Below are 26284 nucleotides of genomic sequence, written 5' to 3' on the forward strand. Positions count from 1 at the left end.
TTGGTACCGTTTTACGCTCTCCACCCGGTCAAAATGTAACCAATAGGCTTGATTGGTACCGTTTCATCCTCTTCTGCAGGTCAAAATGTAACCAATAGACTTGATTGAAACCGTCATTCATTTTTCAGGTCGTCACTTTATCTCCAACTATAACCAACTCTTTTTTATCAATGAGGTTATAATCCGTGTGAGCTTTTTAGGCAATTCATCCAGCAGGAAAAACTTTGCATCAATCGATTCCACTCCATCTGGCCCAAGCCTTCCACCCTTGATATCATCTGTCCTATACACAACCGTGACAGCATAATACTGGTCCCCATTTGGGAGGTGAACAAAGTATTCGTTGCCTGATAGTACTGTGACCAAGTCAAGGTCACCGATTTCCAGTCCTGTTTCCTCTAGTATTTCACGGCGGGCGGTGTCCTCAGCCGACTCGCCAAGCTCCATCAAGCCCCCTGGCACACCCCATTGTCCGTCCGGCCTTTTTTGCAAAAGAAGCTCGCCTTTTTCATTAAAAACAGCCACCGCTGATCCAACAAGAATGAGCGGACGCTGTCCGGTTACTTCTCTCAGTTCTTCTATGTATCCCATATCTCACCTTTTACTCGTTAAGCAGTTCCTCAACTAGCCGAACAGCCTTTTCGAGCCTTTCCTGATAGTTGCCACTGATGGTTTGATACGAAATCGCATGTTCATCTAGCAAGCCTTTGAGAATCATATGATTCCGCTCCCGAACTTCCTGCTCGCCAAATGAACGGGTGCCATCATCGACCCACTCTACATCCGGCTCAAGCAGCAGCCATAAATCGTAGGTTTGTGTTCTTGCGATTTCATCGAGAATCGCCTGCCTTTTTCCCTGATAAGCAATTGAGAAGTATTGGGTGACAATAGCTTCCGTATCGACAAACAACACTTTATTGGCTTGTTGAAGCTTTTCCTCTTCCCGGCATTTATGCCCAAAAGCAATTTGCGAAAAATCTTCATCGAGCGTTATTCCTTCACAGCCACCTACTTTTTCATAAAAAGTCCGTCCATATTCTTCTACAAACGCAGTATTGTATAATGCAGCCAGATTCCGGACGAGAGTTGATTTGCCGCAGCTTTCCGTACCGACAACGACAACCTTTTTAGCAAAGTACGGTTTCACACAGTCGGGGAGCCACTGCCAATGCTTTATGGCTCCTTCAGTACGAAGCATTGTCCCGGAAATAGAATAAGCCCGCCGCTCTGAATCAATTACAACATGCTGGGCTCCCGGGTACAATTTTTCAAAATAAGCACCGTATGAAGGCTCCGAGCTAAATACTGTATCGATTTCCTTCCCGACAGCAGCATTGATCAGTTCAGCTCCACGCTCCCAATCTGAAAACTGGCCGGTTTGGATTTCCTCTACAGCATGCACAAAAACATGCGGCAACTCCTTTGTCAGCTCTGTCCACCAGCGAAGCCGGATTTGGTAGGGAATGTGCGGGATCCTGGCATTTTTCAGAATAACATTTCGCTCATAACTGTCATCATACGAAACAATCACATGCAATTCATCGACCATAGTACTTGCCTTGATCATCGCGTATACATGGCCCATATGGACGGGATAGAATTTCCCGCCGAACATGCCGATTTTGCCTGTGGTCATGCCTGGACCACTCCCTGATTCTTGGACATTTTAATCCAATTAATGTATCCATAAATACTATTAATTAAAAACGCGCTCCACATCACAAGCATGTTGTAGTCATTTCCACCTGTCTGGAACAAGGTAATTGCCCAAAGTAAAATCGAGAGCACATTGACCATGATCCACAGCGCCCATTGTTCGGCAAACCGCTTTACCATCAGGATTTGCGCGATTATCGACAATACAACTGCCACCGAATCGATACGAACCTGCTGGCCGCCAATCAAGTGAAGGATTTCCGCATAGACTGCCGAGGAGATGACCATGATGACAATCAGCCAAATCCATTGCTTCCTTGTCAGCCTCTTTACAGCAACATCCTCACCGATAGTTCCCTGGCCGACTTGGTTCTTTTTCCAATAATAAATTCCGATGAACTGCAGCGGAAAATAAAACAATGCGTTCAACATCGCTTCCCCATACAAGCCATACGTGTATGAGATGTACGCATATGTACCTGTCTGGATAATCCCAAAATAGTAATTGCTGATTTTCCCCTTTGCGACCAACACGACACACAGCATCCCAGTAATTGAACTAATCAACCCGATCAACGTGTCATCCCATGCAAAAAACAGAAAAATGTTGATTGCCGTGAATGCCAGCAGCCATACTTTTTCAAATACTGTCCAATCCTTTAACACTCTTTCTCCCCCTTTTAACTGTTCCCAGATTAGTATTGTTCTGCACTGAAGTCACGGATTCCTGCTTCGTTATGGCTGCGGACTATTCCTACATGACATCGCCTTTCATTTATAACGTTTAAAAAACCAAGCTGGAAAAAGCTTTTTATAACAATGGATGATCTAGCAAAATGTCCACGATAGAGATAATTTGTGTTTCGATAATTAATGGCCATATTGGGAATAGTATTTTTGATAGGAGGATGTTGTCATGGAAGATCATCATAGCCATGTAAAACTTACATCTGCTGAATTGGCCTATTTATGGACAACGTATTTATCAGATGGAATGTCGGCTTGCATGTTGAAACATTTTCTAAAACATGTCGAGGATGAGGCAATCCAATCAGTTGCTGCTCATGCCCTCAAATTATCAGAACAGCATATTGACTTTATAGAGACATTATTTACGGGAGAGAACATTCAAATCCCGGTTGGTTATACGCATTCTGATGTGAATTTAAATGCTGCGCCGTTATTTTCAAATTCATTTTACCTATATTATATCCGGAACATGTCAAAAGGTGGTTTGGTTACATACGGCAGGATTCTTCAAAATGTTTATCGCGAGGATATCCGCGCTTTTTATAATGAATGCCTGACCGATACTATCGAGCTGGATACATCAGCTGTAAGCCTTTTGCTGAAAAAAGGACTTGCCGTCAGGCCGCCTTCCATTCCTTACCCTGATCAGGTTGAGTTTGTACATAAACAGTCGTTTATCCTGGAGGGCTTGGGCAGACGGGAAACTCTAACCGGTACAGAAGTAACCAATTTATCAGCAAACATTGCCACTAATTATTTTGGAAGCTGTTTGGCCACCGCCTTTGCCCAGGTTGCCCAATCTTATAAGGTAAGGGATTATCTTTTACGAGGAAAGGAAATTGCTCTTAAGCACATAAACGTATTAGGCAGTTACTTGAAAATGGCCTCTTTGCCGGTTCCAATGTCTTATGACCATGAAGTTACGAAATCGACCGATGTAACGTTCTCGGATAAATTGCTTATGTTTCATTTCAGCCTGATGATTTATGCCGGCATAGGCAATTACGGGTTATCCATATCAGAAACACAGCGTTCAGATTTAATTAATGATTATGCCCGCCTTACCGCGGAAATTCTTAAATTCTCAGAGGATGGGGCTAATATCATGATTGCTAACCAATGGCTTGAGCAACCTCCACTATCAGCAAATCGCAGGGATTTGGCAAAAGAATAAGCTCGTTAAGCAGCCTTCATTGGCTGTCTTTTTTAGGTTTTCAATACTGTCTGTTGCGTTCGTCACACTTTTGCCAATATGCTGTGACACATTTTTGAACAGTCGCTTAATCCCCTATTCGCACGGTGTTTACCGGAGTATATTTAAAGTGTAAACAACGTATTTAAAACATTAGGAAATGGGGAATTATTCATGTTTAACAAATTCTTAAGGGAAAACAATATTGTTGCTGCTCTGCTTGCTGTGCTTCGTGTGTATCTCGGTTATGCCTGGTTCAGTGCAGGTCTTGGCAAAATTCAGAGCGGGGCATTCGATGCCAGCGGATTCATCCAGGGTGCGATTGCAAATCCAGTAAAGGGTCCAGACGGCGGTGTCGTCTACGGCTGGTACGTCGACTTCCTGCAAAGTGTAGCACTTCCTAACATTGACCTGTTCAACGTTCTTGTTCCTTGGGGCGAACTGCTTGTAGGCCTTGGCCTTATGCTCGGCTGCCTGACAACTGCTGCAATGTTCTTTGGTCTAGTAATGAACTTCGCGTTCTTCTTTGCCGGAACAGTCAGCCACAACCCAACTGATATCCTGTTTGGATTCATCCTGCTGGCAGCTGGTGCAAACGCTGGTAAATACGGTCTTGATCGCTGGGTACTTCCTTACATCAACAAAGCAGTCTTCAAAAAAGAACAGCTTCAAAACTAATATAAAAGGAGAGTCCTCCCCCTTCTCCGCTTTAATATAGAATGAACCCCTCATGTGAAATGAGGGTTTTTTTCAATAACCACGTTGCCGCTTGGCAGGTTTCCATCCTTTATTGGGATTAGCATGGTTGGGAATGGAACTGCAGGTTCAAATTTTGTCAGTCTCAATCCCCGCTTAACTTTAAAAGCGAAAAAAACAGGAGCACTTTTAGCACTCCTGCACGCTACTATTATTATTCTATTTCACCTGGTGAGTTTGAGTTATTCTTTTGCAAAACCTTCAACCCTGATCCAATATCGGACGCGAGGACATAATTACGGTCTACAAACACTCCCCAGATATTCGATTTGCTTGGGATGTAGACACCAGTTTCAACTGGTGAAGATGGGTCCGTGATATCAACAGTCCGTACTCCGCCTGAGTAATGGGACAGATACAACGTGTTTCCATGGACTTTAGGGTCATGGACCGTTGCACCACCAGGAATTTTGTCAGTAAAATCTGTCCTGAAAGTGCTCAAGAGCTTCGGCTTCGTTTTATCCTTAATGTCATAGATCATCGTATAGCCATAAGCCGATTCAAAGCCATCGCGTGTTGGCCCAAAAACCTCCCTTGTTTCAACAAGGACTGTGCCACCTTTTGCTAAATCCATGGAATGGGCTGCTCCTTGAACATTGTTCGCGAAATCCGTCCTTCCCAAGTAAACAGGGTTAGCTGCATCACTGATATCCAAGATAATTGTTCCTAAATCCCAATAAGAAAGGAAAGCAGTTTTTCCGGTACCATCGGTTTTTACACTATGGGCAAAAGCAGTCCGTTTCACTCCAGACTCATCCGTCCAATTGTAGCCATCATAGTTTGAGTCACTGATTTCTGCAATATGATCGCGCGGATCAAACTCAAAAACTGTATTCGGTTTAGCAGGATTGGTTATATCGACAATGTTTACATCCATTTTTTCACCATGGGAGTAGAGGTCCGCATAGCAATTCGCTGTCAATACATAGACGTTATTTCCTTGAACCGTTAAATAAAGCTCATGTGTACCGCGTGAGCCTGAAGTGTCTTCCCAAAAACCGAGCTCCTTTGGGTTCCGCGGGTTTGTGACATCATACAGGACAAAGCCGCCTTTTGCATTCGGGTTATTGCGGTCTAGCTTCTGTACACTTACGGCAGCAAGGTCCCCTTTAAAGTTTGGTGTGTTGACAGATTTGACAATCACTTTTTCCTGCCAGGTCCCCGGAATTGCCGCAAAGTGGGAAACTTCAACCGGATTTGACGGATCTTTCATATCAAACACGCGGACACCGCCCCCGCCGCCGTTGGCTGAGTGTGTTCCAAGATAGGCAAAGCCTTTATAGGCGTAGACATCCCCTGTTGTATTTTTGACCCCTTCACGAATCTGTTTTAATCCAACAGCTGCCACTTCTTTAAGCGCACCTACATTTTTGCTGCCTTCAAGCAGCGGGACAGTCAGTTCCACTCCTGCCAGGTTTTCTCCCTTTTCTACTCCGCCCCCAAACTCATCGTGGGCAAATACCGATGTACCTCCGGCTGAAAAAACCAATACTCCAGCCAAGGCGGTGTTAATCAGAATCCTTTTCCTCATTTTACATTCCTCCCTCTCGTCAACTTTTTCATGCGATTATGTATAACGTGCTGGGTATCACATTAAACCGATAAAGAGTTTATATATGATGTTCAAATTATAATGAATATTCCGTCTCTTTAAATGACCAATATGTACTGTTTTTTTATTCATTCCATATAGTTCTATTTGTCTAAAAATGGCAGTTCCATTTAAACAAAAGAGTCTATGGGAGGATTATCTCGGTCTTGAATATTTCCCAATACGAATGATGTTTTTTTGATTTGTAAAAATCTCATTTTCATTACTAGTAATCCCTTTCGTCCACTATGCTATAATAAAATGGTTTTTCTAAAAGGAGGTACCTATGTTAACTACAAAGCCCAAGATTACCCCTGACTATGACCCATGGGAAGCGTATATGGACATTGAACAGTATGGAATGCCGAAGCTTACCAACATTGAATTCACAACAACGACTCTATGCAATATGCGCTGCGAACATTGTGCGGTAGGCTATACGCTTCAGCCAAAGGACCCGAACGCTTTGCCGCTTGAGCTTCTTTTGCAAAGGCTTGAGGAGATTCCTGCACTCCGATCGCTGAGCATTACCGGCGGGGAGCCGATGCTTTCCCTTTCGTCTGTCAAAAATTACGTCGTGCCGATATTAAAATACGCACATGAACGTGGCGTACGCACACAGATTAATTCGAATTTGACGCTTGACCTGGCCCGCTACGAGCTAATTGTCCCGTATCTGGATGTTCTACATATCTCTCATAATTGGGGGACGGTTGATGATTTTGTTGAGGGCGGCTTTGCCCGGATGGACAGGAAACCGGATTACAAGCAGCGAGAGAACTATTTTAAAAGAATGATAGAAAATAGCAGGGCACTGGTGAAAGCTGGGGTCATGGTATCTGCAGAGACAATGCTAAACAAGCGGACACTGCCGCATCTTGAACGCATCCACAAGCAGATTGTTGAGGAGATGCTCTGCCAGAGGCATGAGGTGCATCCTATGTACCCTAGCGATTTCGCAAGCAATCTCGAGGTATTGTCGCTTGATGAAATCCGTTCATCCATCCATCATCTGCTTGATATCCGCAATGAAAATGTTTGGATGCTGTTTGGGACACTGCCCTTCTATGCGTGCAGCAGAAATCAGGATGACCTTGACCTCTTACAACGCATATATAAGAGCAAAAATGTAACGGTCCGGAATGACCCTGATGGCCGTTCAAGACTGAATGTGAATATTTTTAATGGCGATATTATCGTGACAGATTTCGGCGATACTCCGCCGCTTGGCAATATCCAGACTGACAGCCTTCCTGCTGCCTTTGAAAAATGGCAGACAACCAACCTGGCTAAGAGCCTTAGCTGCCACTGCCCGGCTGTTTCGTGCCTCGGACCGAATATATTAGTCAAGAATAGCTATTATCAGGACAATGATTTTAGCAAGCTTCGCAACAACATAAGTAAATGAACATAAACAGGCTGCCGGATAGGCAGCCTTATTTTTTACTAGCCTCCCATGTGGTTTTAACAAAAAAGTGCTAAACCCAACAGGGCTCAGCACTAAAAAATTCATCTTCACACAATAAAAATTATAATTCCACAGTTTCCAATTGAAAGCCTTCAACGACCGCCGCTTCGTCAATTTCAAGCAACAGGCAGCGCTTTCCATTAATGGTGACATAGCGGACATTTTTTAGATCCTCCGGATTGACTGTAACAGTGGCAACCTTGGTCTCTATTTTTACCGTTTTCGGCACAAGGCTTGTGGCTTTGATTTCCTTTTGCTCGTTATCAAGGACGTTTTTGAAAGCGAATTCGACTTTCTCGGTTGTGACATCCTTCACGCCGCTTTCATCTAGAATCCGCTCCACATCGTGGTAATCCAGCATAGGCGCTTCGGAGTCCTCGGCTTCCTCGACGACTTTGTTAATTTCACTGTAAATGTTTGCAAGCACGTCTGTTTCGACCTTTTCACCAATTAAAGACTGAAGCACTTGTTCGAAGTTGTCCTTTTCTTCCTTTGCGGTATGGATTGGTTCACAGGTCAAGACCTCTTCAATGAACCGGTCACTAGGCTGATTTGCTTTCCCGGCAGAATAAAGGATATGGTTCACATCAGCTGCACCTTGATTGAATGTTGGAAAAAGGAAGCCGAACATAGGCGCCGTTAAATTGATAATCGGGTCTACAGCAGTATTCGCTTTGAATTCCTTCTCAATGTAATCAAATACGAGCGAGGATTTGGGCTGGTCCGTCCGGTTCAGGCTGCAAAGGATGAAGCGGTGTGAAAACATTTCATCATCTCCGCCTTCTTCCGTTTCCTCGTTGCGTGCCCTGGTCGCCACTTTGAATTCTCCACGGATAAATGTGACCACTGTATCCATTTCGTAGACAAGGCCATCAAACATTTTTTCAACAATCGAAAGCATGTTTTGCATCCACGTTTCAACGTCTTCTGTTTTAAGGTTATCATAAAGGATTGTTTGCGTACTGCCTTCTTCCCCGCGCTTAAACTTCAAATCAAACAGCTTGGCATCAAGCTGCCCTGCAAGCACTTTTCTGAAATTATCCATAAACAACTCCTGCTGGAACTGTTCAAGCATCCCAAATGGCTGGCTTTGCCAATGATAAATTTCAGAAGTTTCCTTTTGGACATATACATTGAAAATATCCGTGATTTCTAGCTTGTCGTTATCGGTCTTAAATTGCTTCCGAACTGTGCTTACATCCTTTTTGTTCACGTGAATTCTCCTCTCATACTCCAGACATATGATTCTATCATTGATTTTTCATATTTTTCAAGGTGATATTTTCCTCAGTTCTCTTAACAAAAATAAAAAAGGACAGCTGCCAGCGCTAATGGCTCCATCCCTTTTCAGAAAACTTACAGGCTGTTTTTCTTCACAAGCTCATATCCATTTTCCCCGATGGCAAACTCTACCCCTTGCTGCAGGCTCAAAAATGATTGGATACCCTTCAATTGTACGTTTGAATGGATCATTTGGCCTGCCAGTTCCGAAGTAACACCCACAATATAACATTCGCTTCCTAAAAGGCGAATGGCCTTGATCAGTTTTTGCAATCCGAAAATCGTATATTCATTGATTTGTGTCATTCCCGTAACATCTATCAGAATGTAATTCGCTTTGCGGGTGGATAACTCGAATAAGGCCCTTTCAACAAGATCAGATAGCCTTTCCTCATTAAAGGTTCCAATCAGCGGAATAACCAATATTCCCTCGAGCACAGGAATCACTGGAGATGACAGTTCTTTTACTAGAGCAGATAGTTCTTCTGTCCTTCCCTTAACTTTTTCCTCCAATTCAGAAATGCTTTCCAGCTCCTTCTGTCTGGCCAGATTGTGGATATTTTTGCTGAAAGTAATGTTAGATTGGAACAGCTCTATCTCATCATAGTCGTAGCCGTCCCTTTGGCTGCTTTTAACTTCATACCACATATCCTCTTGAAAAAGCCCGCCAAATATTCCTGCCCAATGGCTAGGCATTAAAACATTGGCATGTTTATTTTTGCCTTCTTTAAAAATCCTGTGCTCCCAGCCATTGAAAAGTTGCACCACTACCCGCTTTTCTTCAAGTGAGAGGTATGTAATTTTGAAGTCACCCCATCCGGAACTTTTATATATATTCCTGTATTCAGCAAGGATTTGTTCAATATCATTTCGACCCTCATAATACGTTTTCACGATTTGGCCCATCCGATAACCAGTTGCCTCATATACCGCTTTTGAAACATTCTTTCCGGATACTTCTTCTATCGTATTTAAGAACAACTCGATTGCATTGTCCCAGAATACTAGTGCTGGAGCGCCATCGAACGTGAGCAAACCATTTGTTTCATCCCAGATTAACTCATTGGTATTAACGTGTATGGTGGATTTGGTCATTGCTGGTCTCCTTATAAATTTTGTTTTTCATTGGCTGCACTTAAAGGCAGTTTCGTTTAAGTCAGGGCCGTTTCGTTCAAAAAACATTAAAGGCAGTACTTACTACATAGTTCTACCATTAATCCTAAAATCCTTTATCCAGCAAAAAAACTATTAATAGGTTTTCACTATTTGTATGTGTTTTCACATCTTAGACAAGAAGCTTTGACAGCTTTTTGAATAGACCGCTAAAGCCCTATTCACACGGTGTTTACCGGAGTATATTTACAGTGTAAACAACGTATTTAAAAACATTAGGAAATGGGGAATCATTCATGTTTAACAATTTTTTAAGGGAAAACAATATTGTTGCTGCTCTGCTCGCTGTGCTTCGTGTGTATCTCGGTTATGCCTGGTTCACTGCTGGCCTTGGTAAAGTAACTGGAGGATTCGACGCTAGCGGCTTCATCAAAGGCGCGATCGCCAATCCGGTAAAAGGACCAGACGGCGGTGTCGTGTACGGCTGGTACGTTGACTTCCTGCAAAGTGTAGCACTTCCTAACATCGACCTGTTCAACGTTCTTGTTCCTTGGGGCGAACTGCTTGTCGGTCTTGGCCTAATGCTTGGCTGCCTGACAACTGCTGCTATGTTCTTCGGTCTTGTAATGAACTTTGCGTTCTTCTTTGCTGGAACAATCAGCCATAACCCAACAGACATCCTGTTCGGATTCATTATCCTGGCAGCTGGTGCGAACGCTGGTAAATACGGCCTTGACCGCTGGGTACTTCCTTACATCAACAAAGCCGTGTTCAAAAAAGAACAGCCGCAAAACTAAAGTAAAGGCGGAGTCCTCCCCCCTTCTCCCCTTTCAAATATTGAGCCTTTCAGCTTCCTGGAGGGCTCTTTACTTTTTTAGAAGACCTCATGACAGCTTAACATTCTATGGTATACTTACCAAAAAAGGTGGATTAGTTTTTGATGAATAACGCATTTACGTTTCTTCCAATTCTGGCGTTAATTTTTTATATTGTTCCAATTGTTTTTATCATTTGGTACATGTTAAAATTCCTTAAAGTACAGCAGGAACGAAACTCAATTCTTAAAACCATATCAGAAAAGCTGGACCGGAAACTTTAGAAGACAGGGCACCTGTCTTTTTTATTTTTGACAAGCGATATCCTGCGAAATTCATAGGGCCTGGCTCTTTCGTTATGTCTTCGTAGTCTGGGCGTTTCTCAAGCACTGTTATAGATCGAAATTCCCATACCATTCTCCTTGCAAAGCATCCACAAAATCCCTGTGGAAACATTTTCCCTTGTTCCTGCATGCCAGTTTGTGCTATATTGAACATTTCCACTACCCCACAGGAGCCTGAGTCAGGCTTATATTTTTTCTAATAGTAGAGTAAGTTATTAAATGGCACAAATGTTTATTCATAATTTGGTCATAATTTTTGTATAGGATTATGTGCAGTAAAAGGAAGGTGTAAACAGAATGAATAAATTCACTTTGGGAGCCCGTCGCATTTTTGATAAGTATAGTGGCTTTTTCTTATTAGCAGTCGTTTTACTTTGGATAAAAACCTATGTAGTTCAATTCACCCAGTTCGATCTGGGTATAGACAATGCCCTGCAACAGTTTCTATTGTTTTTTAATCCTTTAGGATCTTCCCTGGCTTTTCTGGGACTAGCTTTCTTTTTTAAAGGAAAAAAGAAGTATACGGTGCTGTTGAGCATCTACTTCATCCTGTCTTTCCTTCTATATGCCAATGTTTTGTACTATCGTTTTTTTAATGATTTTATAACACTGCCGACAATTTTTCAGACAGAAAACTTTGGTGATGTGAGCAGCAGTATCAGCTCCCTTTTAAGGCCATATGATGTTTTATTCTTTATTGACATTGCATTATTAATCGCACTATATGCGTTCAAGATTGTTAAAATCGAAGTTGGGAATATGGGCCGCAAAAAAATAGCTGCACTTTTCACTTTTGCATTACTCGTCTCAGGAATAAATTTGGCTTTAGCAGAAATGGACCGTCCGCAATTACTGACCAGGGGATTTGACCTAAACTACATCGTGAAGTACCTGGGAATGTACAATTACACGATTTATGATGCTGTTCAAAGTTCAAAATCCTCCGCCCAAAGGGTATTGGCTGACAGCGATGAAATAACCGAGGTTATCAACTTTACAAAGTCGAATCATGCTGAACCAAATCCGCAGTACTTCGGGGCCGGGAAAGGTATGAACGTAATTTATTTGCATCTTGAATCGATCCAAAACTTCTTGATTAATTACAAGCTGCATGGTGAAGAGGTTACACCATTCCTTAATTCCTTGGTGAATGAAAAGCACACCCTTTACTTTGATAACTTCTTCCATCAAACTGCACAGGGCAAGACAGCTGACGCGGAGTTTATCATTGAGAATTCCTTGTATGGATTGCCTCAGGGTTCTGCTTTTACAACGAAGGGCAAGAATACGTACCAGTCCGCACCCGGTATATTAGGCCAACAAGGCTATACATCGGCAGTCTTCCATGGTAATGGCGGCTCGTTCTGGAACCGGAATGAAATTTATAAATCATTTGGCTATGACAAATTTTTTGATGATCGTTTTTATGAAATCAAACCGGAAGACAAGGCAGATTATGGACTTGAGGACAAACCATTCTACGAGCAGTCAATCCCGCTCCTGGAAACATTACCTCAGCCATTTTATGCAAAGTTCATTCCTGTTTCACATCATTATCCGTATACAATGGACCAGGAAGAGGCTTCAATTGCGCCGCATACTACTGGCGACAAATCAGTTGATAACTACTTCCAGACCGCTCGTTACGCTGATGAGGCATTAAAGGAGTTCTTTGATTATCTGAAAGAATCCGGCCTATATGATAATTCAATCATAATCATGTATGGTGACCATTATGGAATTTCGAAGAATCATAACAAGGCAATGGAACAGGTACTTGGAAAAGAAATTACACCATTTGAAAACACCGGGTTACAGCGATTGCCATTATTCATTCGAGTTCCTGGTATTGAAGGTGGAATAAATCACGAATACGGTGGCCAAATCGACCTGATGCCTACATTGCTCCACCTATTGGGCATCAATACAAAAGACTATGTACAGTTTGGTACGGACTTGTTATCCAAAGATCATGATGAATTGATTCCTTTCCGGAATGGTGACTTTGTAAGCCCGGACATTACAGCCATTGATGGCAAGTACTACGACTCAAGGACCGGCATGAAATTGGATGAGGTTCGGCTGGAAGAGGCCAAAGCTTTACGAGAGAACGCAATTCATAAATTGAAGCTATCAGATAAAGTGGTAAACGGGGATTTGCTTCGTTTTTATAAACCTAAAGGCTTTACCCCAATCGATCCATCCCAATACGACTATTCATTGCCCGGAGATACCCAAGTAAATAAATAATGAAAAGGCTGCTTAAGAGACTATTCTTAAGCAGTCTTTTTTGTGTCTATATGTATATGGATATAAAAAAAATGGTCTCCTTCCTAACGGTTTTCACTAAATGTGAATAAGTTCACATATTAGACAAGAATCTTTGACAGCTTTTTGAACAGTCTTCATAACCACTATTCATACAGTGTTATCCGGAGTATATTTACTGTGTAGACAAGTTAATTAACTTTATAAAAACTAAATTGAAACGGGGAATCATTCATGTTTAATAAATTCTTACGAGAAAATAATATTGTTTCTGCACTTCTTGCTGTTCTTCGTGTGTATCTCGGTTATGCATGGTTCAGTGCAGGTCTTGGTAAAATTCAGAGCGGAGCGTTCGATGCATCTGGCTTCATCAAAGGTGCAATCGCCAATCCGGTTAAAGGTCCAGACGGCGGTGTAGTCTACGGCTGGTACGTTGACTTCCTGCAAAGTGTAGCACTTCCTAACATTGACCTGTTCAACGTTCTTGTTCCTTGGGGCGAACTGCTTGTCGGTCTTGGCCTAATGCTTGGCTGCCTAACTTCTGCAGCAATGTTCTTCGGTTTAGTTTTGAACTTCTCATTCTTCTTTGCCGGAACAGTCAGCCACAACCCATCTGACATCCTGTTCGGATTCATCATCCTTGCAGCTGGTGCAAACGCTGGGAAATACGGCCTTGATCGCTGGGTACTTCCATACATCAACAAAGCTGTCTTCAAAAAAGAACAGCTTCAAAACTAATATAAAGGCGGAGTCCTCCCCCTTCTCCCCTTTAATAACGGGCCCTCCACAATGGAGGGCTTTTTTATTTGATTTATATTGCGAGGCTTACTCAACAAACCCGTATTTTATTTCTCCAAATGAAGTGGTTATCTGCTGCGGGGATCGATAAAATTGATTGCCACAAAATGGATTTGTATTCGTCTATTTAGTAAATAATCGCCAATTTACTATAAGGATGGGATTCTGAATGAGGAAGATTGCCGTTGCTATAGTGTTATATAGTTTATTTATACTTGGCTTCCCCTTAACTGGCTATGCATGCAAATGTGCGTATCCTCCGACAGTCCAGAAAGAATTACAATCATCTAAAGCCGTTTTTGCCGGAATTGGCGTAAAGGATCATGAAAAACAGTATGGAAAAAAAGTCCTCTTTGAGGTTACAAAAACGTGGAAAGGTTTAAATGAATCACAGGTTATACTTGATACTGGCCAGGGTAGCGGGGATTGCGGATTCACTTTCCATGAAGGAACGGAATACCTGGTCTATGCAAGCGAGAACTTTGGGAAGATCTATGGCGATGGTTCCTTTATGGTGACTACCATTTGTGACAGAACAAAAGAAGCCGCTTCAGCAGAGGATGATATGAAATTACTGGGCAATCCTACTTTACCTGAAAGAAAATCGACCTAACTAAAAACTTTAAGGATGATCGCAACTCATCTTCTACTACAGCTTTCTCTTTATCTGTTATAGGAATAGGATTCCTGGGAGCATTTTTAGTTTGGAATATAAAGAAGACGAATACTAAGAAATAACAAAACGAAGGCCGTTTCCAAACAAGTTGGGAATGGCCTTTATGCATACGTAACACGCCAGCGAGGCATGAATAGCTTACCTGCCCACCCTAAGCAAAAACCACCTGTTTAGGTTTTAATCTTATTTATCTCCCTCTTGGTTTCCACTATGTGTGTATGGTTTCACACCTTAGACAAAAAGCTTTGACAGCTTTTTGAATAGTCTGCTTACCCTCTATTCGGCAAGTGTTTTCCATCGTATATTTATAGTGTAAACAAGTTAATTAACTTACTTTAAAAATAAAGCAAAACGAAAAGGGGTATTATTCATGTTTAACACTTTCTTACGTGAAAACAAAGTTGTTGCTGCTCTCCTCGCTGTACTTCGTGTCTACCTCGGTTATGCCTGGTTCAGCGCAGGCCTTGGAAAAATTCAGGGCGGATTCGACGCAAGCGGCTTTATCAAAGGTGCGATTGCAAATCCAGTAAAAGGCCCAGACGGCGGCGTCGTGTACCAATGGTATGTAGACTTCCTGCAGAACGTAGCACTTCCAAATATCGATTTGTTCAACGTTCTTGTTCCTTGGGGCGAACTTCTTGTAGGTCTTGGACTTATGCTAGGCTGCTTGACTACTGCTGCAATGTTCTTCGGTTTAGTAATGAACTTCGCGTTCTTCTTTGCCGGAACAGTCAGCCACAACCCAACTGACATCTTGTTTGGATTCATCATTCTTGCAGCTGGTGCAAACGCTGGTAAATACGGCCTTGATCACTATGTGCTTCCTTACATCCACAAACTGACTATCAAAAAAACTCAAACTCAGAACTAGGGTGGAGCCCTCCTCCTCCGAGAAAAGCGGAAGCGCCTTCGTGACAGGCAAAAATCGCCTGTCCCTGCGATGATTAATCTAAGGAGCTTTCCTTAGTGCCCCAGCGCCGTATGGACTCCTCGAAAATCCTCATTACGCTATCGCGTAATTTCGTGCGATGTAATTTCGGGGGCGCTTTCCTTGTGCTATCACTCTTCTTCGTGCGATGCTGATGCTGCCGAAGCCTTCCTTGTGGAGGGCCTCGAAGGAGATAAAGGAAACACGATGAGTGCAAGCGAATCGATGTTGACTTATCGTAACGAGGGGACCCAAGTACACTAGGCGCTAGGCGCTGAAGCTAGACAGTTCTTAAAGAAAAGATATACTTTCTGATACTATAAAGATGGCCCTTCTAACAAGAAGGGCTTTTTTTTCTACACTATTGCCCAGTACTTTGTTATTGATTGTTCACTTTTAGGGGCAATCCATTTTGCTATAATAAAGGTGTGATTATCCGACAATTAAAGACTTACTGGAGGTGATAAAATGACCTTACTATCTGTGTTGTTTGCCTTTATTTTGTTTTTGTCCGTGGTTATTATGCTCTTCTTCTTCCTCTATGGAAAAACTGACCAAGTTTCATCCAATAAACGATACAATACCCTGTTAGAGAGTTTTTCAGGTATTGGGCTTATTGTCTCGATTATCGGGCTATATTTTTATCCATTCTTTTAGTAAACTGGCTGCCAATTCGGCAGCTTTTATTTTTTCCTCTAATTTCCTCCATTAATTATCCCCTCCCAAATCCACCCTAATCTTATAGATGAAATACGGGGTGACGTGTCTTGGTAAACAAATATGTTATTGTTAGCGGGATTGTTGCTGTCGGGCTTTTTGCTGCCGGGGCTTTTTATCTGGATGACGGTGAGCCTAATCGGAATGAACAATCTCGTGTTCAGCAGACGACTGATGGCTTGCAGCTCTTAGGGGAACGAGATGGCCATCAACTCAGAATAACAGAGCTTGATAATGTTTGGAATGGCGGGCAGACGCGGATTCTACTTGAAAAGGATCCGGAAGTTGCGATGATCTACCATAATGAGAAAGATGCGAGCCATTATGTGCATGATGAGGTGGTCGTTGATTTCTTAACTGAGCCTACACAACAGACAATTACTGCCATCAACAAGGGAATTAATGGAACTATGCTGAAAAAGCTTGGCTCAACCTACATTTTTAAATCAGCTTCCATGGAAACCAGCCAGCTTCTTGCTTATTTTTCAGCAAGGAAGGATGTTGAGTTTGCTGAACCGAAATATTTCCTCATGCAAAATGACGTCCCAGTTCCGAATGATGTGTTCTACCGGGAGCAATATCAATGGAATTTGCCGGTGATTGGAGCTGAATCCGGCTGGTCCATTTCCCGTGGTTCGGAGGATATTACGATTGCCTTTATAGATACTGGTGTGGATCTCAACCACCCGGATCTCAGGAATCGTTTAGTCAAGGGGTATAATGTACTTGCCGAAAACAGGGATCCTGATGATGACAATGGTCATGGTACGCATGTGGCAGGCATCATCGCCTCTGAGACCAATAACGGTCAAGGCGTTGCAGGTATCACTTGGTATAATAAAATTATGCCTATTAAGGCAATGGGGAAAGAAGGCTATGGAACCACATTTGATATTGCCAAGGGAATTTATTGGGCGGTTGATCATGGTGCCCAAGTTATTAATATGAGCCTTGGCAACTATCAGCCCTCCAGGGTATTGAAGGAAGCGATTGATTATGCGTACAAAAAGGATGTTATTCTTGTAGCTGCCGCGGGAAATGACAATTCCCGCCAATCAACCTACCCTGCTTCCTACCCCGAGGTTTTGGCTGTTTCCGCGGTTGACCATGAAGGGGCTTTAGCGGAGTTTTCAAATTACGGCCCTTATGTAGATATTGCTGCTCCTGGTGTTTACATCCCAAGCACATATTTCCTTAATCGTTACGCCGCCTTGTCCGGGACTTCCATGGCCGCCCCCCATGTCGCAGGGCTGGCAGGCTTAATCCGTTCCGAGAATCCGAAGCTTTCAAATCGTGAGGTCATCAGGATTATGCAGCGTTCTGCTATCGATCTTGGCTCTAAGGGAAAGGATACCCAGTTTGGCAGTGGGATGATTGATATTAAAAAATCTCTTAAGCTAACTCAGGAAAGCAAACAGGACAAACGCCGTGAACGTCCCACTCGAAGCCTGTTAGATTGGCTCGTAAGATAAGACTTATCCTCCCCTCCCTTTAGCATCGATTATGTACCAGGCAAAACTATAAAAGAGTCCCGCTCAAAGCAGCGGGACTTTTTTCATCATTACCTTTTACCCATACATATACTTAAAACGTTTTCAGTATATTTATACTGTGACAAAGTTTCGAAAAATTTTTAAGGGGGTTGGGAAATGAGACTGGGAGCACTTTTTTTAAAGGTTGCATCTGTATATTTTTTAGTCGGGGTCGTTATGGGAGTGGGTATGGAAATAGCCGGCGATCACAGGCTGATGGGAGCACACGCACATATTAACCTGGTTGGCTGGGCTTCAATGGGGTTATTCGGTCTTATTTATGTTCTTTTTCCAAGGGCTGGTGAAACACTTTTAGCAAAACTGCATTTCTGGCTTTATAACATTTCATTGCCATTATTCATGCTGGGCCTATCGTTTTTACTTCTGGGGAATGAATCCCTCATGTTTTTATTGATGATATTCCCGAATGTGTTGGTCCTGTCTGTTCTCTTCTTTGTCATCAACGTTTTGAAAAATGTCAGTGTAAAGGATGTTCGCACTCTTTCTAATAAAGGTTAGTATCATAGTTGGGAGGCCCTTTTACAGGTGCCTCCCTTCTACTTTATAATCGTCAATCAGCCACGGCACTGCTCGTTTTTTCCCGAAAAAAATTCGCCCTGGACGGCCTGATGATTGCTAATAACAATACACTCGAGATTAATCCTCCTGCTACAGCAAACGAAACAGTAACCAGTTGGACGGAAATTGCCTCTGCTAAAAAGCCGACTAGTAACGTCAGACCGATCTGGATTATACCCTGCACCATATCTGCCAGGCTGGCGAATCTGCCCATAAGTTCAACCGGTACATGATTTTGAAAGAAAGTTGCATAGCCTGTTGTCGCAAAAGCCATGAAAAAGCCCAAAAATACAAATGCAACGGTTGCGGTTATGAAGTTAAACGACGAATAAAACGTAACATAACCAATTGACGTAAGAATCATTCCGCCGCCAAGGTAAAGCTTCAATGGAACTTTTTTTGTAACAAGCGCCGCAGTAAAAGACCCTGCCAGTGCACCAGCACCGGTAATACTGACTATAAGGCCATAATCCCGTGTCGATAAATTCAAGGTTTCTTTAATAAAGGTAACCTCTTGTGGATCCAGTGCAAAGCCTATTAAAGTGGCTGTCTGGTATAAGATATAAACCAGTATAAAAAATTTTGCTGTTTTAACAAATGCATTAACGGCTTTCCAATCTGTAATGAGTGTTTTCAAACTGATTGGCTCACGAATCTCGGCTGTCTTTTCATCAACATCAGGTAAAAAATAAATTAGCAATGCACAAACGAAGAAAGAAATCGCATTAATAAAAATACATAAGTCGGTGCCCCAATTCATAATTAAAAAACCTGCGATTGCCGGTCCAAGCAAGAATGCGCCCGAACTTGCCATCGTCATAATCGAATTGAAGCGTTTTCTGTTTTCTTCAGGAACCAGCTTAGTAATATACACAGATGAAGATGGGCCAAAAAATGCACCTGCAATATGGGTCAGAAGTAAGAGAAAATATATAAACCACAAAGAGTCTGTAAAAGGAAGGAGCAGAACAAGAAATCCCCTGACAACATCGACCAGTATCATAAGTTTCCGCTTATTTGCCCGGTCAATGATGCTTCCTGACCATGTATTTGTTAATAATGAAGCGATCGGCCGCATGATGTAAAGCCCTGCCACCGCTGCCGCTGATCCCGTAATATCCAGGATTGATATGTTTAGTGCAATTAAGTAAATCCAGCTGCCTAGAAACGAGATCCCTATTCCCGATAACAAAAGTATCGGATTTTTCCATGCCTTCATTGTTTCATCCTTTCACCAATATTTCCCTAATTATACCATCCCTTTGCACAATTATCTGAAACTTTAATGGCGAATTCCGGGATTAAATATTGGGAAAATTTCACCCTGCATGAACTGGCATTCACCAAGACTATGATTGTCATTTTGACAGCAAAGCGGACTCGAGTTGTCATTCATCATGGCTATGAATGACATTTCGGAAGCAAACCACACTCGAGTTGTCATTCATCATGGTTATGAATGACATTTTGATAGCAAACCACACTCGAGTTGTCATTCATCATGGTTATGAACGACATTTTGATAGCAAACCACACTCGAGTTGTCATTCATCATGGTTATGAATGACATTTTGATAGCAAACCACACTAGAGTTGTCATTCATCGACCCTAGTCTTCCAAACACAAAATAGGCTGCCCCATCACATGACGGGGCAGCCACTTTTATATATTTACTCATTTTTGTACGTCTAGCTTCAGCACCTAACACCTAGTGTCCTTCGCTCTCCGCCCTACGATAAGTCAACATCGAATCGCCTCCGGCTCTTCGTGTTTCCTTTATCTCAGTTGGAGAGGCTCCAGGCCATACGGTGATGACCAGGCGCTTGCGCTTTTGTTCTTAGCGTACAGTTTTAAGAGCTTTGCTCCAAGCATTTACTTGGTCTAGCATTAGGTTAACGTTGTCAAGGTGCATGTCTTGTGGCTTGAATTCTGCACCGTTTACGAAATCAGTGAACAGGGACAATGTTGGATGTGTGCGAACGTCCGCAATCATCAATTCACCCATGATTCCACGAAGGTGCTCAGCTGCACGTGCACCGCCAGTAGAGCCGTAGCTTACGATACCAGCTGCTTTGTTGTTCCAAGCTTCACGAGCAAGGTCAAGAGCATTTTTCAAAGCGCCAGTGATGCTGTGGTTATATTCCTGAACGATGAATACAAAGCCATCAAGGCTTGCAAGCTTTTCGTTCCATTGTGCGATTCCAGGTGCATCCGCTTCGCCAAGGAATGGCAATTTGAAGTCTGCGATATCTACGATTTCATAGTTTGCATCTCCGCGCTTATCAGCGATTTCTTTCACCCATGCGCCAACCTGCGGGCTAACGCGGCCTTCACGAGTACTTCCAAGAATAATACCAATGTTGAGTTTTTCTGTTGTCATTGATGTTTCCTCCTTTGGCTGTTTGCCGAATAATTTGTCAAAAAGACCCATACCTACACCACCTATTTTAGTAACGATGTATTTCTAACCACAATGCAAAATAAAGTGTTTTAAATAGGCATTTGCATAAATGTGGTTCGATATTTAACATCGCAAGTAAGTTACTTTATGTAAGTAATTATATTTATAATACTTATGTATGTCAAGTAATTTAATTTCAAATAAATATTTAATTATTATTAGATTGGGGGTATAATATATAGAAAGGAGTGGTGACATGGACCCAAAACAAGTTTGCCCAAGATTTGAAAAAGCAATGAGTTTGTTGAGCCAAAGGTGGACAGGATTGGTTATCTACCAGCTTCTGAACGGGCCGCAACGCTTCTGTAATATAGAATCTACAATCGGTATTAGTGGCAGGGTTCTTTCCGAGAGGCTGAAAGACCTGGAGTCAGAAGGAATTGTTAAACGCGAAGTATTTCCGGAAACACCAGTCCGCATTGAATATTCGTTGACAGAAAAAGGGCGCTCACTCCAGCCTTTAATGAAAGAAATAGAAAAATGGTCGGAAGAGTGGATAGAAGCACATAATGCTTAAAAAATAATTGAAGGCTGTAATTGCTCTAATTAAATTAAAGCGATTACAGCCTTTTTGTTTTTATATTCTGAAGCTTTTTTGTTCTAAATGCAAAAGGATCATAATGTTTCCATCCTTATTTGTTACGCGTAATTTTTATTCAGGTAGTTCTTCATACGCTATTTTTTCAATAATGTCCTTATGCTGCGGATAGTCCCTGAGCAGTTCGGCTTGGGTGAATAACTCAAATTCTTCATACTCAAAGCCTGGAGAGACCATGCAGCCAACTAGTGCAAAGCCATCCTCTTCAAGAAGGGATGATCCAAAAATTGTGTGTCTCGGAACTGCAACCTGTGGAACTTCCCCCTTTTCAGCATTCAGGCCTAGCCTTGCTTCCTCATACTCGCCATTTTCATGAATCATATGGACGGATAACGCGTTTCCCGCGTGGAAGTACCATAGTTCGTCCGACTTCAAGCGGTGCAAATGCGAAATATCACCCGCCTTGAGCAGAAAATAAATACTTGTATATAGTGCTTTTTCTGTTCCTTCCAACACTTGATCCGATTTGAAGGTTTGCTTGAAATATCCGCCTTCTGGATGTGGCTCCAGTTCAAGCTTTTTTATCCAATACTCCGCATTATTCATCTAACTTCCTCCTTGACTACAAACATTCTTCCCAAGTATAAGCGTTGTTGCTCGTGGCCGCAAAGCATCGAAAGGTAAATCCATTTGCACAAGACAAAAAGCCTGGCGGCAATTTGATGCCTCCAGGCTTTTTCACAAGCTTATTTTGTAAAAATTGCATTTGAAAGGAGTCTAAATAGATAATCGGTGTGATCCCGGAATCCTGCTTCAAGTCCAATTAAGGTTACATCCTTATTTTCTTCCTTCAGGACAACTGGCTGGCCTGACACATCGGGACGATTCCTCCAGTGCCCTGCTAAGAAGAAGTCCTGATTATTGTCAAAGGTTGCCGCAACTTCATCATTGCCTGAAACTGTATACCAGGCTGGGCGGTAAACAAAGCCAATATCGTCCTGGCTGTACCCGGCTGTCAATCCAGTTCCATCATAATCAACTTTTACAATACCGTTACTGTTGCCCCCGCCTGTATTGATAGTGTTATCAGTTAATCCAAGCGTCTTTGTTGCTCTTGATGCACCTGCACCAACCGCGATGTACTTTCCGCCATTGGAAAGGAAGTTGTTTAGATTTGCTTTAAAGGTTTCCAACTGTTCAGCATTTTCAAAGCCAAATTCTTTATTTGCCGCACTTAGATTTGTAGAAATCAAGCTTTCCGTGCCGCTGTAGACAAAAACATCAAATCCGGATAAACCTGTTTTGGCAACTTCGACTGGTGTTAACTCGGTTACGCCAAAGCCAAGACGCTTCAACGCTAGTTTAGTACCGGAATGTGATTGTGCTTTACCCATTCCGCCATCCTTAAGGATTGCTACATTCAGATTTTCGATTGTTTCTGCATCAGCAGGGAAACTGGCTGAACTGACTTGAAACCCTGATTCCTTGACTGCAGCTGAAATCGTGTTTGCTGAAGCATCCGTATAAAAATTGCCTTCTGCATCACGCTTAATCTCAACACCTTGCTTCAACAAGTCATTAACAAGTTTTACCGCCTTCACTGAGCTATTCGGAATTAAGAAAGGCCCTTTTCCAGAAACCGCTCCCTGGCTTGCAACTTGGTTGACCTTCGAAGAAACAACCTTAACCTCTTCATGAACCGGGTCGGCTGTAAAGCCCCATAGCTCCGGAAGGCTCCATGCTGAAATATCGTACATGGCTGGTGTGTCGTTAGAGATATCTTCTCCATCCCAAAGCATCGTATTTGCAAGGCCCGCTTTTGCCTGATCCATCTGGACGATGTACGTTCCTTTTTGATAGGACTTGCCGCCTGCCGTAAATGGCTTCGAAGCTTTTACAACTTCAATGTCGTTGTTAATCAAGTGCTGGACTGCTTTTTCTGTTACCGTCGGATCTTTTTCATCGACCGGCAGGATGTAGGCATTAGGGAAATGACCTTCTTCGTGATAAGGATGGTCGAAGTTGATGCCACGCTTAAACATTTCGATTTGGTCTGCAATCATTTCCTGTTTATTTTCAGTGGCAAATTCCAAAGCACCCATGATTGCATCGTACATCCAACGGACGCCGTCTTCATCATTGGTTGGTGCTTCAAGTGTATGTCCATAAGCACCATGATACATCGCATACATTGGCGTAAAAACTGGCGGATAATCATCCCAGCCGGCAGCATCATCGCGCTGCGGGATATACGCGCCTTCCATACTCTTGTATAGATTGCCGCTGTACTCCGATTTATTGGAGAGGATTTCGGCCTCCATTGCCTCGGCTTGTCCAAATGCCCATTTTTGATATAAGTCATATTCATAGTTTGGATTATGCGGAGGCGTACAAGGTTCAATCAGGCCTTGCAGGTTAGGCCCATAATTTTTCACATAGCCATGGGTATCAAGGAACACCATCGGGTTCCATTCTTTCAGCAGGGCGACGGTTTCCTTCGTTTCTGGCTGCGACTGAGTAATGAAATCGCGGTTTAAGTCAATGCCTTCACCGTTAAACCGGGTTGCATCTACCCTGCCGTCCGGATTCTGGACAACGTTGAAGATTAAAATGTTGGTGGCCAGAATATCTTTTGTTACCGAATCATTTTCGGTTGCGAACCGTTCAATCAGCTGCATGACTGCATCGGTGCCGACAAACTCTGTTCCGTGAATCGATCCATTTATCATTACAGGAACCTTAAAGTCAGGATTTGCAGCAATCCAATCCTGTGCCTTTTGGGGATTCTTGAACATTTGCTTCCTCAGAGACTGGATTTTCCCAAACTTCCCCTGCGCTTGTGGGTCTGCAATCGTAACTACATACAATGGATAGCCTTTAGAAGATACGCCCTTTACTTCGACCTTTACACGATTTGACAGCTTTGAAATTTCATCGAGCTTTTTGCCAACCTCAGAGAACTTCATAAAATCATAGTTTTCGTTGTTAAATTTGCTCCCGTCCTGCTCCTCATTTACATTAACATTCACCCATTTGACCGGGCTAGCAAGCGGTGCGCTAATAGGCACTGCTGCAAGCAAACTTGCAGTCAGTAAACTGGCCACAACCGTTTTCTTTTTCATGTCCTTACCTCCCCGTTTTGTATAACCAATCAAAACTATGTATTTTTATACTTCATTTAGTATTTTAATAACTTAGAAAACTTATCACAATAGGGGGAATTTCCTATTCTCCACCCAAAATCATGCATAGTTTCATACTTATTACCTATACAGAGACAAAAAAGCCACCTTCATCTAGGCAGCTTGATGTTTATTTTTTGCATTAAAAATGCTTAATGTATACCCATATATCCCATGACCCACCAGCCAATAAAAAATAGCCTGGAAATCTAACAGTCCTGGTGTTCGGTCTGACAATAGTGTGGTTGGATATAAGACAATTCCAATCACCATTCCAGCAATAATGTAAAACTCTTTACTTCGACGCCTCGATCCAAGAGCCGTGCTGACTATGATGGATATAAGCAAATGAATCCCAAACTCCACTGCCTCAGGGAGGACTAAACGATTAAGAAAAGGAACATAGTCAACGTTTAAAAGGAGAATATACACCTTTGCCCCAGTGAATGCCTCTGCTGCTTTAAGGAATAGCCCCAGAACGAATCCCGATATCAGCCCTGCAACAATTTGCTTTGTCCGGCTGCTGCTTTTCACAATCCTCACCTCACCTCATCCATACCCATTATATAAGCCAATCAGTCCGTTTATCCTAATCGCTCAACAAGGCTGTTTGAATCCCCCTGAACTAGGCAATGCTAGTGTAAGCATCATAGTGGAGGATGTGCTTGTTATGGAATTTTTGCATGGCCAGGAAACTCTTACGGCTTTCCAATGGGTGCTTCGGGCAGTAATTGGTTTCCTCTTTTTAATTATTATCGCAAAGGTTTTGGGCCAGCGTGCCATCTCCCAACTAAGGCTGCTTGACTTTGTCATTGCGCTAGTCATTGGCGATATCATTGCCCATCCCCTCTCCGACCCAGGTCTTGGCATGAAAGGGGCTGTAGTTACAACAATTGTCCTAGTCATTCTTTACGTTATGGGAATTTACGGGATCCTCAAGTCCCCTCGATTTCGGAAAATGATCAACAATGCTCCAATTACCATTGTAGAGAACGGCGAAATTATTTATTCCGGTATGAAGAAAGCCAGAATTTCCTTGGATGTACTGCTTGAGGAAATGCGCGAGCGTCAAATCGACTCTATCAAGAAAGTTGCATTGTCGATTTGGGAGGCTGATGGGAAGATATCTTTTTTTGTTGACCCACACTATCAGCCACTTACCCCTGCTCATTACAAAATGGAATTAGATCCCTTCGACCTTCCACGAACAATTATTATGGAGGGACGTTTCAATAATGAAGAACTTCAGCAAGCATCAAGGGATAAGGACTGGGTTGTTGACAGGCTTAAACAGCTTTATGGAGTTAACGTGAATGACGTTCTTCTCGCAACTCTTGATAAAAAAGGAGACCTAAACATCTTTTTGTATAAAAATAATTAAAAGGAGTGCCACCGCACTCCTTTCGATTATTCATCATCCACTTCGCCATCACCGATTTCGTCTTCTTCCTCGACGTCTTCAATTTTTTCGCCTTCCTCCGGCCGTTCATCATTGCCACAGCCTGTGATTGAAAACAATAAAAAAGCCAGTGTAAAGATCAAGAAAAACTTTTTCACCTTCAAACCTCCTTTTTTTTTTAGCTTCTCCAATAAGATGGCTGATATGTGTTTCAATAATGTTGCTTTAATCGACTATTT

26 protein-coding genes are annotated in these 26284 nt (G+C 42.5%); 14 read left to right on the top strand and 12 right to left on the bottom strand.

The features are described from left to right. Positions 1-147: 147 nt before the first annotated feature. From TY16_RS16840 to pnuC, 3 genes are read right to left on the bottom strand one after another with little or no spacing between them, the layout of a single operon-like run. Positions 148-591, bottom strand: coding sequence for an NUDIX hydrolase (locus TY16_RS16840; RefSeq protein ID WP_043932986.1), 444 nt, complete (start codon positions 589-591; stop codon positions 148-150). Between the two features lie 10 nt (positions 592-601). Next, entirely contained in the window at positions 602-1636 is a 1035-nt protein-coding gene (gene nadR, locus TY16_RS16845) for a multifunctional transcriptional regulator/nicotinamide-nucleotide adenylyltransferase/ribosylnicotinamide kinase NadR (RefSeq protein ID WP_043932987.1), read from the bottom strand. After that, positions 1633-2322 carry a nicotinamide riboside transporter PnuC gene (gene pnuC, locus TY16_RS16850; RefSeq protein ID WP_052342772.1) on the bottom strand — a complete coding sequence of 230 codons (690 nt, stop codon included), beginning with the start codon at positions 2320-2322 and terminating at the stop codon, positions 1633-1635. Before pnuC ends, nadR begins: the two co-directional genes overlap by 4 nt. Before the next feature lie 250 nt (positions 2323-2572). Between pnuC and TY16_RS16855 the strand changes: the two genes are divergently transcribed. Both TY16_RS16855 and TY16_RS16860 read left to right on the top strand, forming a co-directional pair. Next, a complete protein-coding gene (locus TY16_RS16855) occupies positions 2573-3580 on the top strand; it encodes a DUF3231 family protein (RefSeq protein WP_043932989.1) in 1008 nt (335 codons plus the stop codon). A gap of 192 nt (positions 3581-3772) precedes the next feature. Then, on the top strand, positions 3773-4276 hold the full coding sequence (locus TY16_RS16860) for a DoxX family membrane protein (protein ID WP_043932990.1): 504 nt from the start codon (positions 3773-3775) through the stop codon (positions 4274-4276). 232 nt (positions 4277-4508) lie between these two features. Here the strand turns inward: TY16_RS16860 and TY16_RS16865 are convergent, their stop codons facing one another. Then, entirely contained in the window at positions 4509-5885 is a 1377-nt protein-coding gene (locus TY16_RS16865) for an LVIVD repeat-containing protein (protein WP_043932991.1), read from the bottom strand. Between the two features lie 346 nt (positions 5886-6231). Between TY16_RS16865 and yfkAB the strand changes: the two genes are divergently transcribed. Next, positions 6232-7353 carry a radical SAM/CxCxxxxC motif protein YfkAB gene (gene yfkAB / locus TY16_RS16870; RefSeq protein ID WP_043932992.1) on the top strand — a complete coding sequence of 374 codons (1122 nt, stop codon included), beginning with the start codon at positions 6232-6234 and terminating at the stop codon, positions 7351-7353. Between the two features lie 121 nt (positions 7354-7474). Here yfkAB and TY16_RS16875 read toward each other — a convergent pair whose 3' ends face one another. Then, a complete protein-coding gene (locus TY16_RS16875) occupies positions 7475-8626 on the bottom strand; it encodes a DUF4317 domain-containing protein (RefSeq protein ID WP_043932993.1) in 1152 nt (383 codons plus the stop codon). A 143-nt stretch (positions 8627-8769) separates the two neighbouring features. Next, complete coding sequence (locus TY16_RS16880; RefSeq protein WP_043932994.1) at positions 8770-9789, bottom strand: STAS domain-containing protein; 1020 nt, start codon at positions 9787-9789, stop codon at positions 8770-8772. 314 nt (positions 9790-10103) lie between these two features. Between TY16_RS16880 and TY16_RS16885 the strand changes: the two genes are divergently transcribed. From TY16_RS16885 to TY16_RS16920, 9 genes are all read left to right on the top strand, one after another. After that, entirely contained in the window at positions 10104-10604 is a 501-nt protein-coding gene (locus TY16_RS16885; RefSeq protein ID WP_043932995.1) for a DoxX family membrane protein, read from the top strand. A 143-nt stretch (positions 10605-10747) separates the two neighbouring features. After that, entirely contained in the window at positions 10748-10906 is a 159-nt protein-coding gene (locus TY16_RS26640; protein WP_197028413.1) for a hypothetical protein, read from the top strand. A gap of 357 nt (positions 10907-11263) precedes the next feature. Further along, positions 11264-13216 carry an LTA synthase family protein gene (locus TY16_RS16890; protein ID WP_043932996.1) on the top strand — a complete coding sequence of 651 codons (1953 nt, stop codon included), beginning with the start codon at positions 11264-11266 and terminating at the stop codon, positions 13214-13216. A 252-nt stretch (positions 13217-13468) separates the two neighbouring features. Continuing rightward, on the top strand, positions 13469-13972 hold the full coding sequence (locus tag TY16_RS16895; RefSeq protein WP_043932997.1) for a DoxX family membrane protein: 504 nt from the start codon (positions 13469-13471) through the stop codon (positions 13970-13972). Positions 13973-14201: 229 nt separating this feature from the next. Continuing rightward, positions 14202-14645: a hypothetical protein gene (locus TY16_RS16900; protein ID WP_043934808.1), complete on the top strand. Its 444-nt coding sequence runs from the start codon at positions 14202-14204 to the stop codon at positions 14643-14645. Between the two features lie 433 nt (positions 14646-15078). Beyond that, the gene (locus tag TY16_RS16905; protein WP_043932998.1) at positions 15079-15579 is read left to right on the top strand and encodes a DoxX family membrane protein; all 501 of its coding nucleotides are present in this window, start codon (positions 15079-15081) and stop codon (positions 15577-15579) included. Between the two features lie 525 nt (positions 15580-16104). After that, entirely contained in the window at positions 16105-16293 is a 189-nt protein-coding gene (locus tag TY16_RS16910) for a hypothetical protein (RefSeq protein ID WP_043932999.1), read from the top strand. 110 nt (positions 16294-16403) lie between these two features. Then, positions 16404-17825 (top strand): S8 family peptidase, encoded by a 1422-nt coding sequence (locus TY16_RS16915; RefSeq protein ID WP_043933000.1) that lies wholly within the window; start codon positions 16404-16406, stop codon positions 17823-17825. A 177-nt stretch (positions 17826-18002) separates the two neighbouring features. Continuing rightward, positions 18003-18404, top strand: a complete 402-nt coding sequence (locus TY16_RS16920; protein ID WP_043933001.1) for a cytochrome-c oxidase — start codon at positions 18003-18005, stop codon at positions 18402-18404. Positions 18405-18456: 52 nt separating this feature from the next. Here the strand turns inward: TY16_RS16920 and TY16_RS16925 are convergent, their stop codons facing one another. Both TY16_RS16925 and TY16_RS16930 read right to left on the bottom strand, forming a co-directional pair. Next, positions 18457-19683, bottom strand: a complete 1227-nt coding sequence (locus TY16_RS16925) for an MFS transporter (protein ID WP_043933002.1) — start codon at positions 19681-19683, stop codon at positions 18457-18459. 619 nt (positions 19684-20302) lie between these two features. Then, on the bottom strand, positions 20303-20896 hold the full coding sequence (locus TY16_RS16930; protein ID WP_043933003.1) for an NADPH-dependent FMN reductase: 594 nt from the start codon (positions 20894-20896) through the stop codon (positions 20303-20305). 226 nt (positions 20897-21122) lie between these two features. Between TY16_RS16930 and TY16_RS16935 the strand changes: the two genes are divergently transcribed. Further along, positions 21123-21443, top strand: coding sequence for a winged helix-turn-helix transcriptional regulator (locus TY16_RS16935; protein WP_043933004.1), 321 nt, complete (start codon positions 21123-21125; stop codon positions 21441-21443). A 135-nt stretch (positions 21444-21578) separates the two neighbouring features. On the opposite strand, the gene TY16_RS16940 is transcribed toward TY16_RS16935, so the two are convergent. The 3 genes from TY16_RS16940 to TY16_RS16950 all read right to left on the bottom strand — a co-directional run bounded on the left by TY16_RS16940 (position 21579) and on the right by TY16_RS16950 (position 25189). Further along, a complete protein-coding gene (locus tag TY16_RS16940; RefSeq protein ID WP_043933005.1) occupies positions 21579-22070 on the bottom strand; it encodes a cupin domain-containing protein in 492 nt (163 codons plus the stop codon). Positions 22071-22210: 140 nt separating this feature from the next. Further along, a complete protein-coding gene (locus tag TY16_RS16945; RefSeq protein ID WP_043933006.1) occupies positions 22211-24586 on the bottom strand; it encodes a M14 family zinc carboxypeptidase in 2376 nt (791 codons plus the stop codon). 174 nt (positions 24587-24760) lie between these two features. Continuing rightward, positions 24761-25189 carry a hypothetical protein gene (locus TY16_RS16950; protein ID WP_052342773.1) on the bottom strand — a complete coding sequence of 143 codons (429 nt, stop codon included), beginning with the start codon at positions 25187-25189 and terminating at the stop codon, positions 24761-24763. A gap of 127 nt (positions 25190-25316) precedes the next feature. On the opposite strand from TY16_RS16950, the gene TY16_RS16955 reads away from it, so the two are divergent. Next, positions 25317-26027: a DUF421 domain-containing protein gene (locus tag TY16_RS16955; RefSeq protein WP_043933007.1), complete on the top strand. Its 711-nt coding sequence runs from the start codon at positions 25317-25319 to the stop codon at positions 26025-26027. 26 nt (positions 26028-26053) lie between these two features. On the opposite strand, the gene TY16_RS26645 is transcribed toward TY16_RS16955, so the two are convergent. Then, positions 26054-26203 carry a hypothetical protein gene (locus TY16_RS26645; RefSeq protein WP_197028414.1) on the bottom strand — a complete coding sequence of 50 codons (150 nt, stop codon included), beginning with the start codon at positions 26201-26203 and terminating at the stop codon, positions 26054-26056. Positions 26204-26284: the final 81 nt, after the last annotated feature.

This window comes from Bacillus sp. EB01, assembly GCF_000613125.1.
GTDB lineage: Bacteria > Bacillota > Bacilli > Bacillales > Cytobacillaceae > Bacillus_D.

Bases quoted from the DNA above. Each gene is read 5' to 3' on its own strand.
- TY16_RS16920 (WP_043933001.1), top strand. From the start codon at position 18,003: ATGAGACTGGGAGCACTTTTTTTAAAGGTTGCATCTGTATATTTTTTA.
- TY16_RS16905 (WP_043932998.1), top strand. From the start codon at position 15,079: ATGTTTAACACTTTCTTACGTGAAAACAAAGTTGTTGCTGCTCTCCTC.
- nadR (WP_043932987.1), bottom strand. From the start codon at position 1,636: ATGACCACAGGCAAAATCGGCATGTTCGGCGGGAAATTCTATCCCGTC.
- TY16_RS16925 (WP_043933002.1), bottom strand. From the start codon at position 19,683: ATGAAGGCATGGAAAAATCCGATACTTTTGTTATCGGGAATAGGGATC.
- TY16_RS16910 (WP_043932999.1), top strand. From the start codon at position 16,105: ATGACCTTACTATCTGTGTTGTTTGCCTTTATTTTGTTTTTGTCCGTG.
- TY16_RS16930 (WP_043933003.1), bottom strand. From the start codon at position 20,896: ATGGGTCTTTTTGACAAATTATTCGGCAAACAGCCAAAGGAGGAAACA.
- TY16_RS16840 (WP_043932986.1), bottom strand. From the start codon at position 591: ATGGGATACATAGAAGAACTGAGAGAAGTAACCGGACAGCGTCCGCTC.
- TY16_RS16945 (WP_043933006.1), bottom strand. From the start codon at position 24,586: ATGAAAAAGAAAACGGTTGTGGCCAGTTTACTGACTGCAAGTTTGCTT.
- yfkAB (WP_043932992.1), top strand. From the start codon at position 6,232: ATGTTAACTACAAAGCCCAAGATTACCCCTGACTATGACCCATGGGAA.
- TY16_RS16890 (WP_043932996.1), top strand. From the start codon at position 11,264: ATGAATAAATTCACTTTGGGAGCCCGTCGCATTTTTGATAAGTATAGT.
- TY16_RS16935 (WP_043933004.1), top strand. From the start codon at position 21,123: ATGGACCCAAAACAAGTTTGCCCAAGATTTGAAAAAGCAATGAGTTTG.
- TY16_RS16895 (WP_043932997.1), top strand. From the start codon at position 13,469: ATGTTTAATAAATTCTTACGAGAAAATAATATTGTTTCTGCACTTCTT.
- TY16_RS16900 (WP_043934808.1), top strand. From the start codon at position 14,202: ATGAGGAAGATTGCCGTTGCTATAGTGTTATATAGTTTATTTATACTT.
- TY16_RS16865 (WP_043932991.1), bottom strand. From the start codon at position 5,885: ATGAGGAAAAGGATTCTGATTAACACCGCCTTGGCTGGAGTATTGGTT.
- TY16_RS16880 (WP_043932994.1), bottom strand. From the start codon at position 9,789: ATGACCAAATCCACCATACACGTTAATACCAATGAGTTAATCTGGGAT.
- TY16_RS16855 (WP_043932989.1), top strand. From the start codon at position 2,573: ATGGAAGATCATCATAGCCATGTAAAACTTACATCTGCTGAATTGGCC.
- TY16_RS16860 (WP_043932990.1), top strand. From the start codon at position 3,773: ATGTTTAACAAATTCTTAAGGGAAAACAATATTGTTGCTGCTCTGCTT.
- TY16_RS26640 (WP_197028413.1), top strand. From the start codon at position 10,748: ATGAATAACGCATTTACGTTTCTTCCAATTCTGGCGTTAATTTTTTAT.
- TY16_RS16955 (WP_043933007.1), top strand. From the start codon at position 25,317: ATGGAATTTTTGCATGGCCAGGAAACTCTTACGGCTTTCCAATGGGTG.
- TY16_RS16940 (WP_043933005.1), bottom strand. From the start codon at position 22,070: ATGAATAATGCGGAGTATTGGATAAAAAAGCTTGAACTGGAGCCACAT.
- TY16_RS16885 (WP_043932995.1), top strand. From the start codon at position 10,104: ATGTTTAACAATTTTTTAAGGGAAAACAATATTGTTGCTGCTCTGCTC.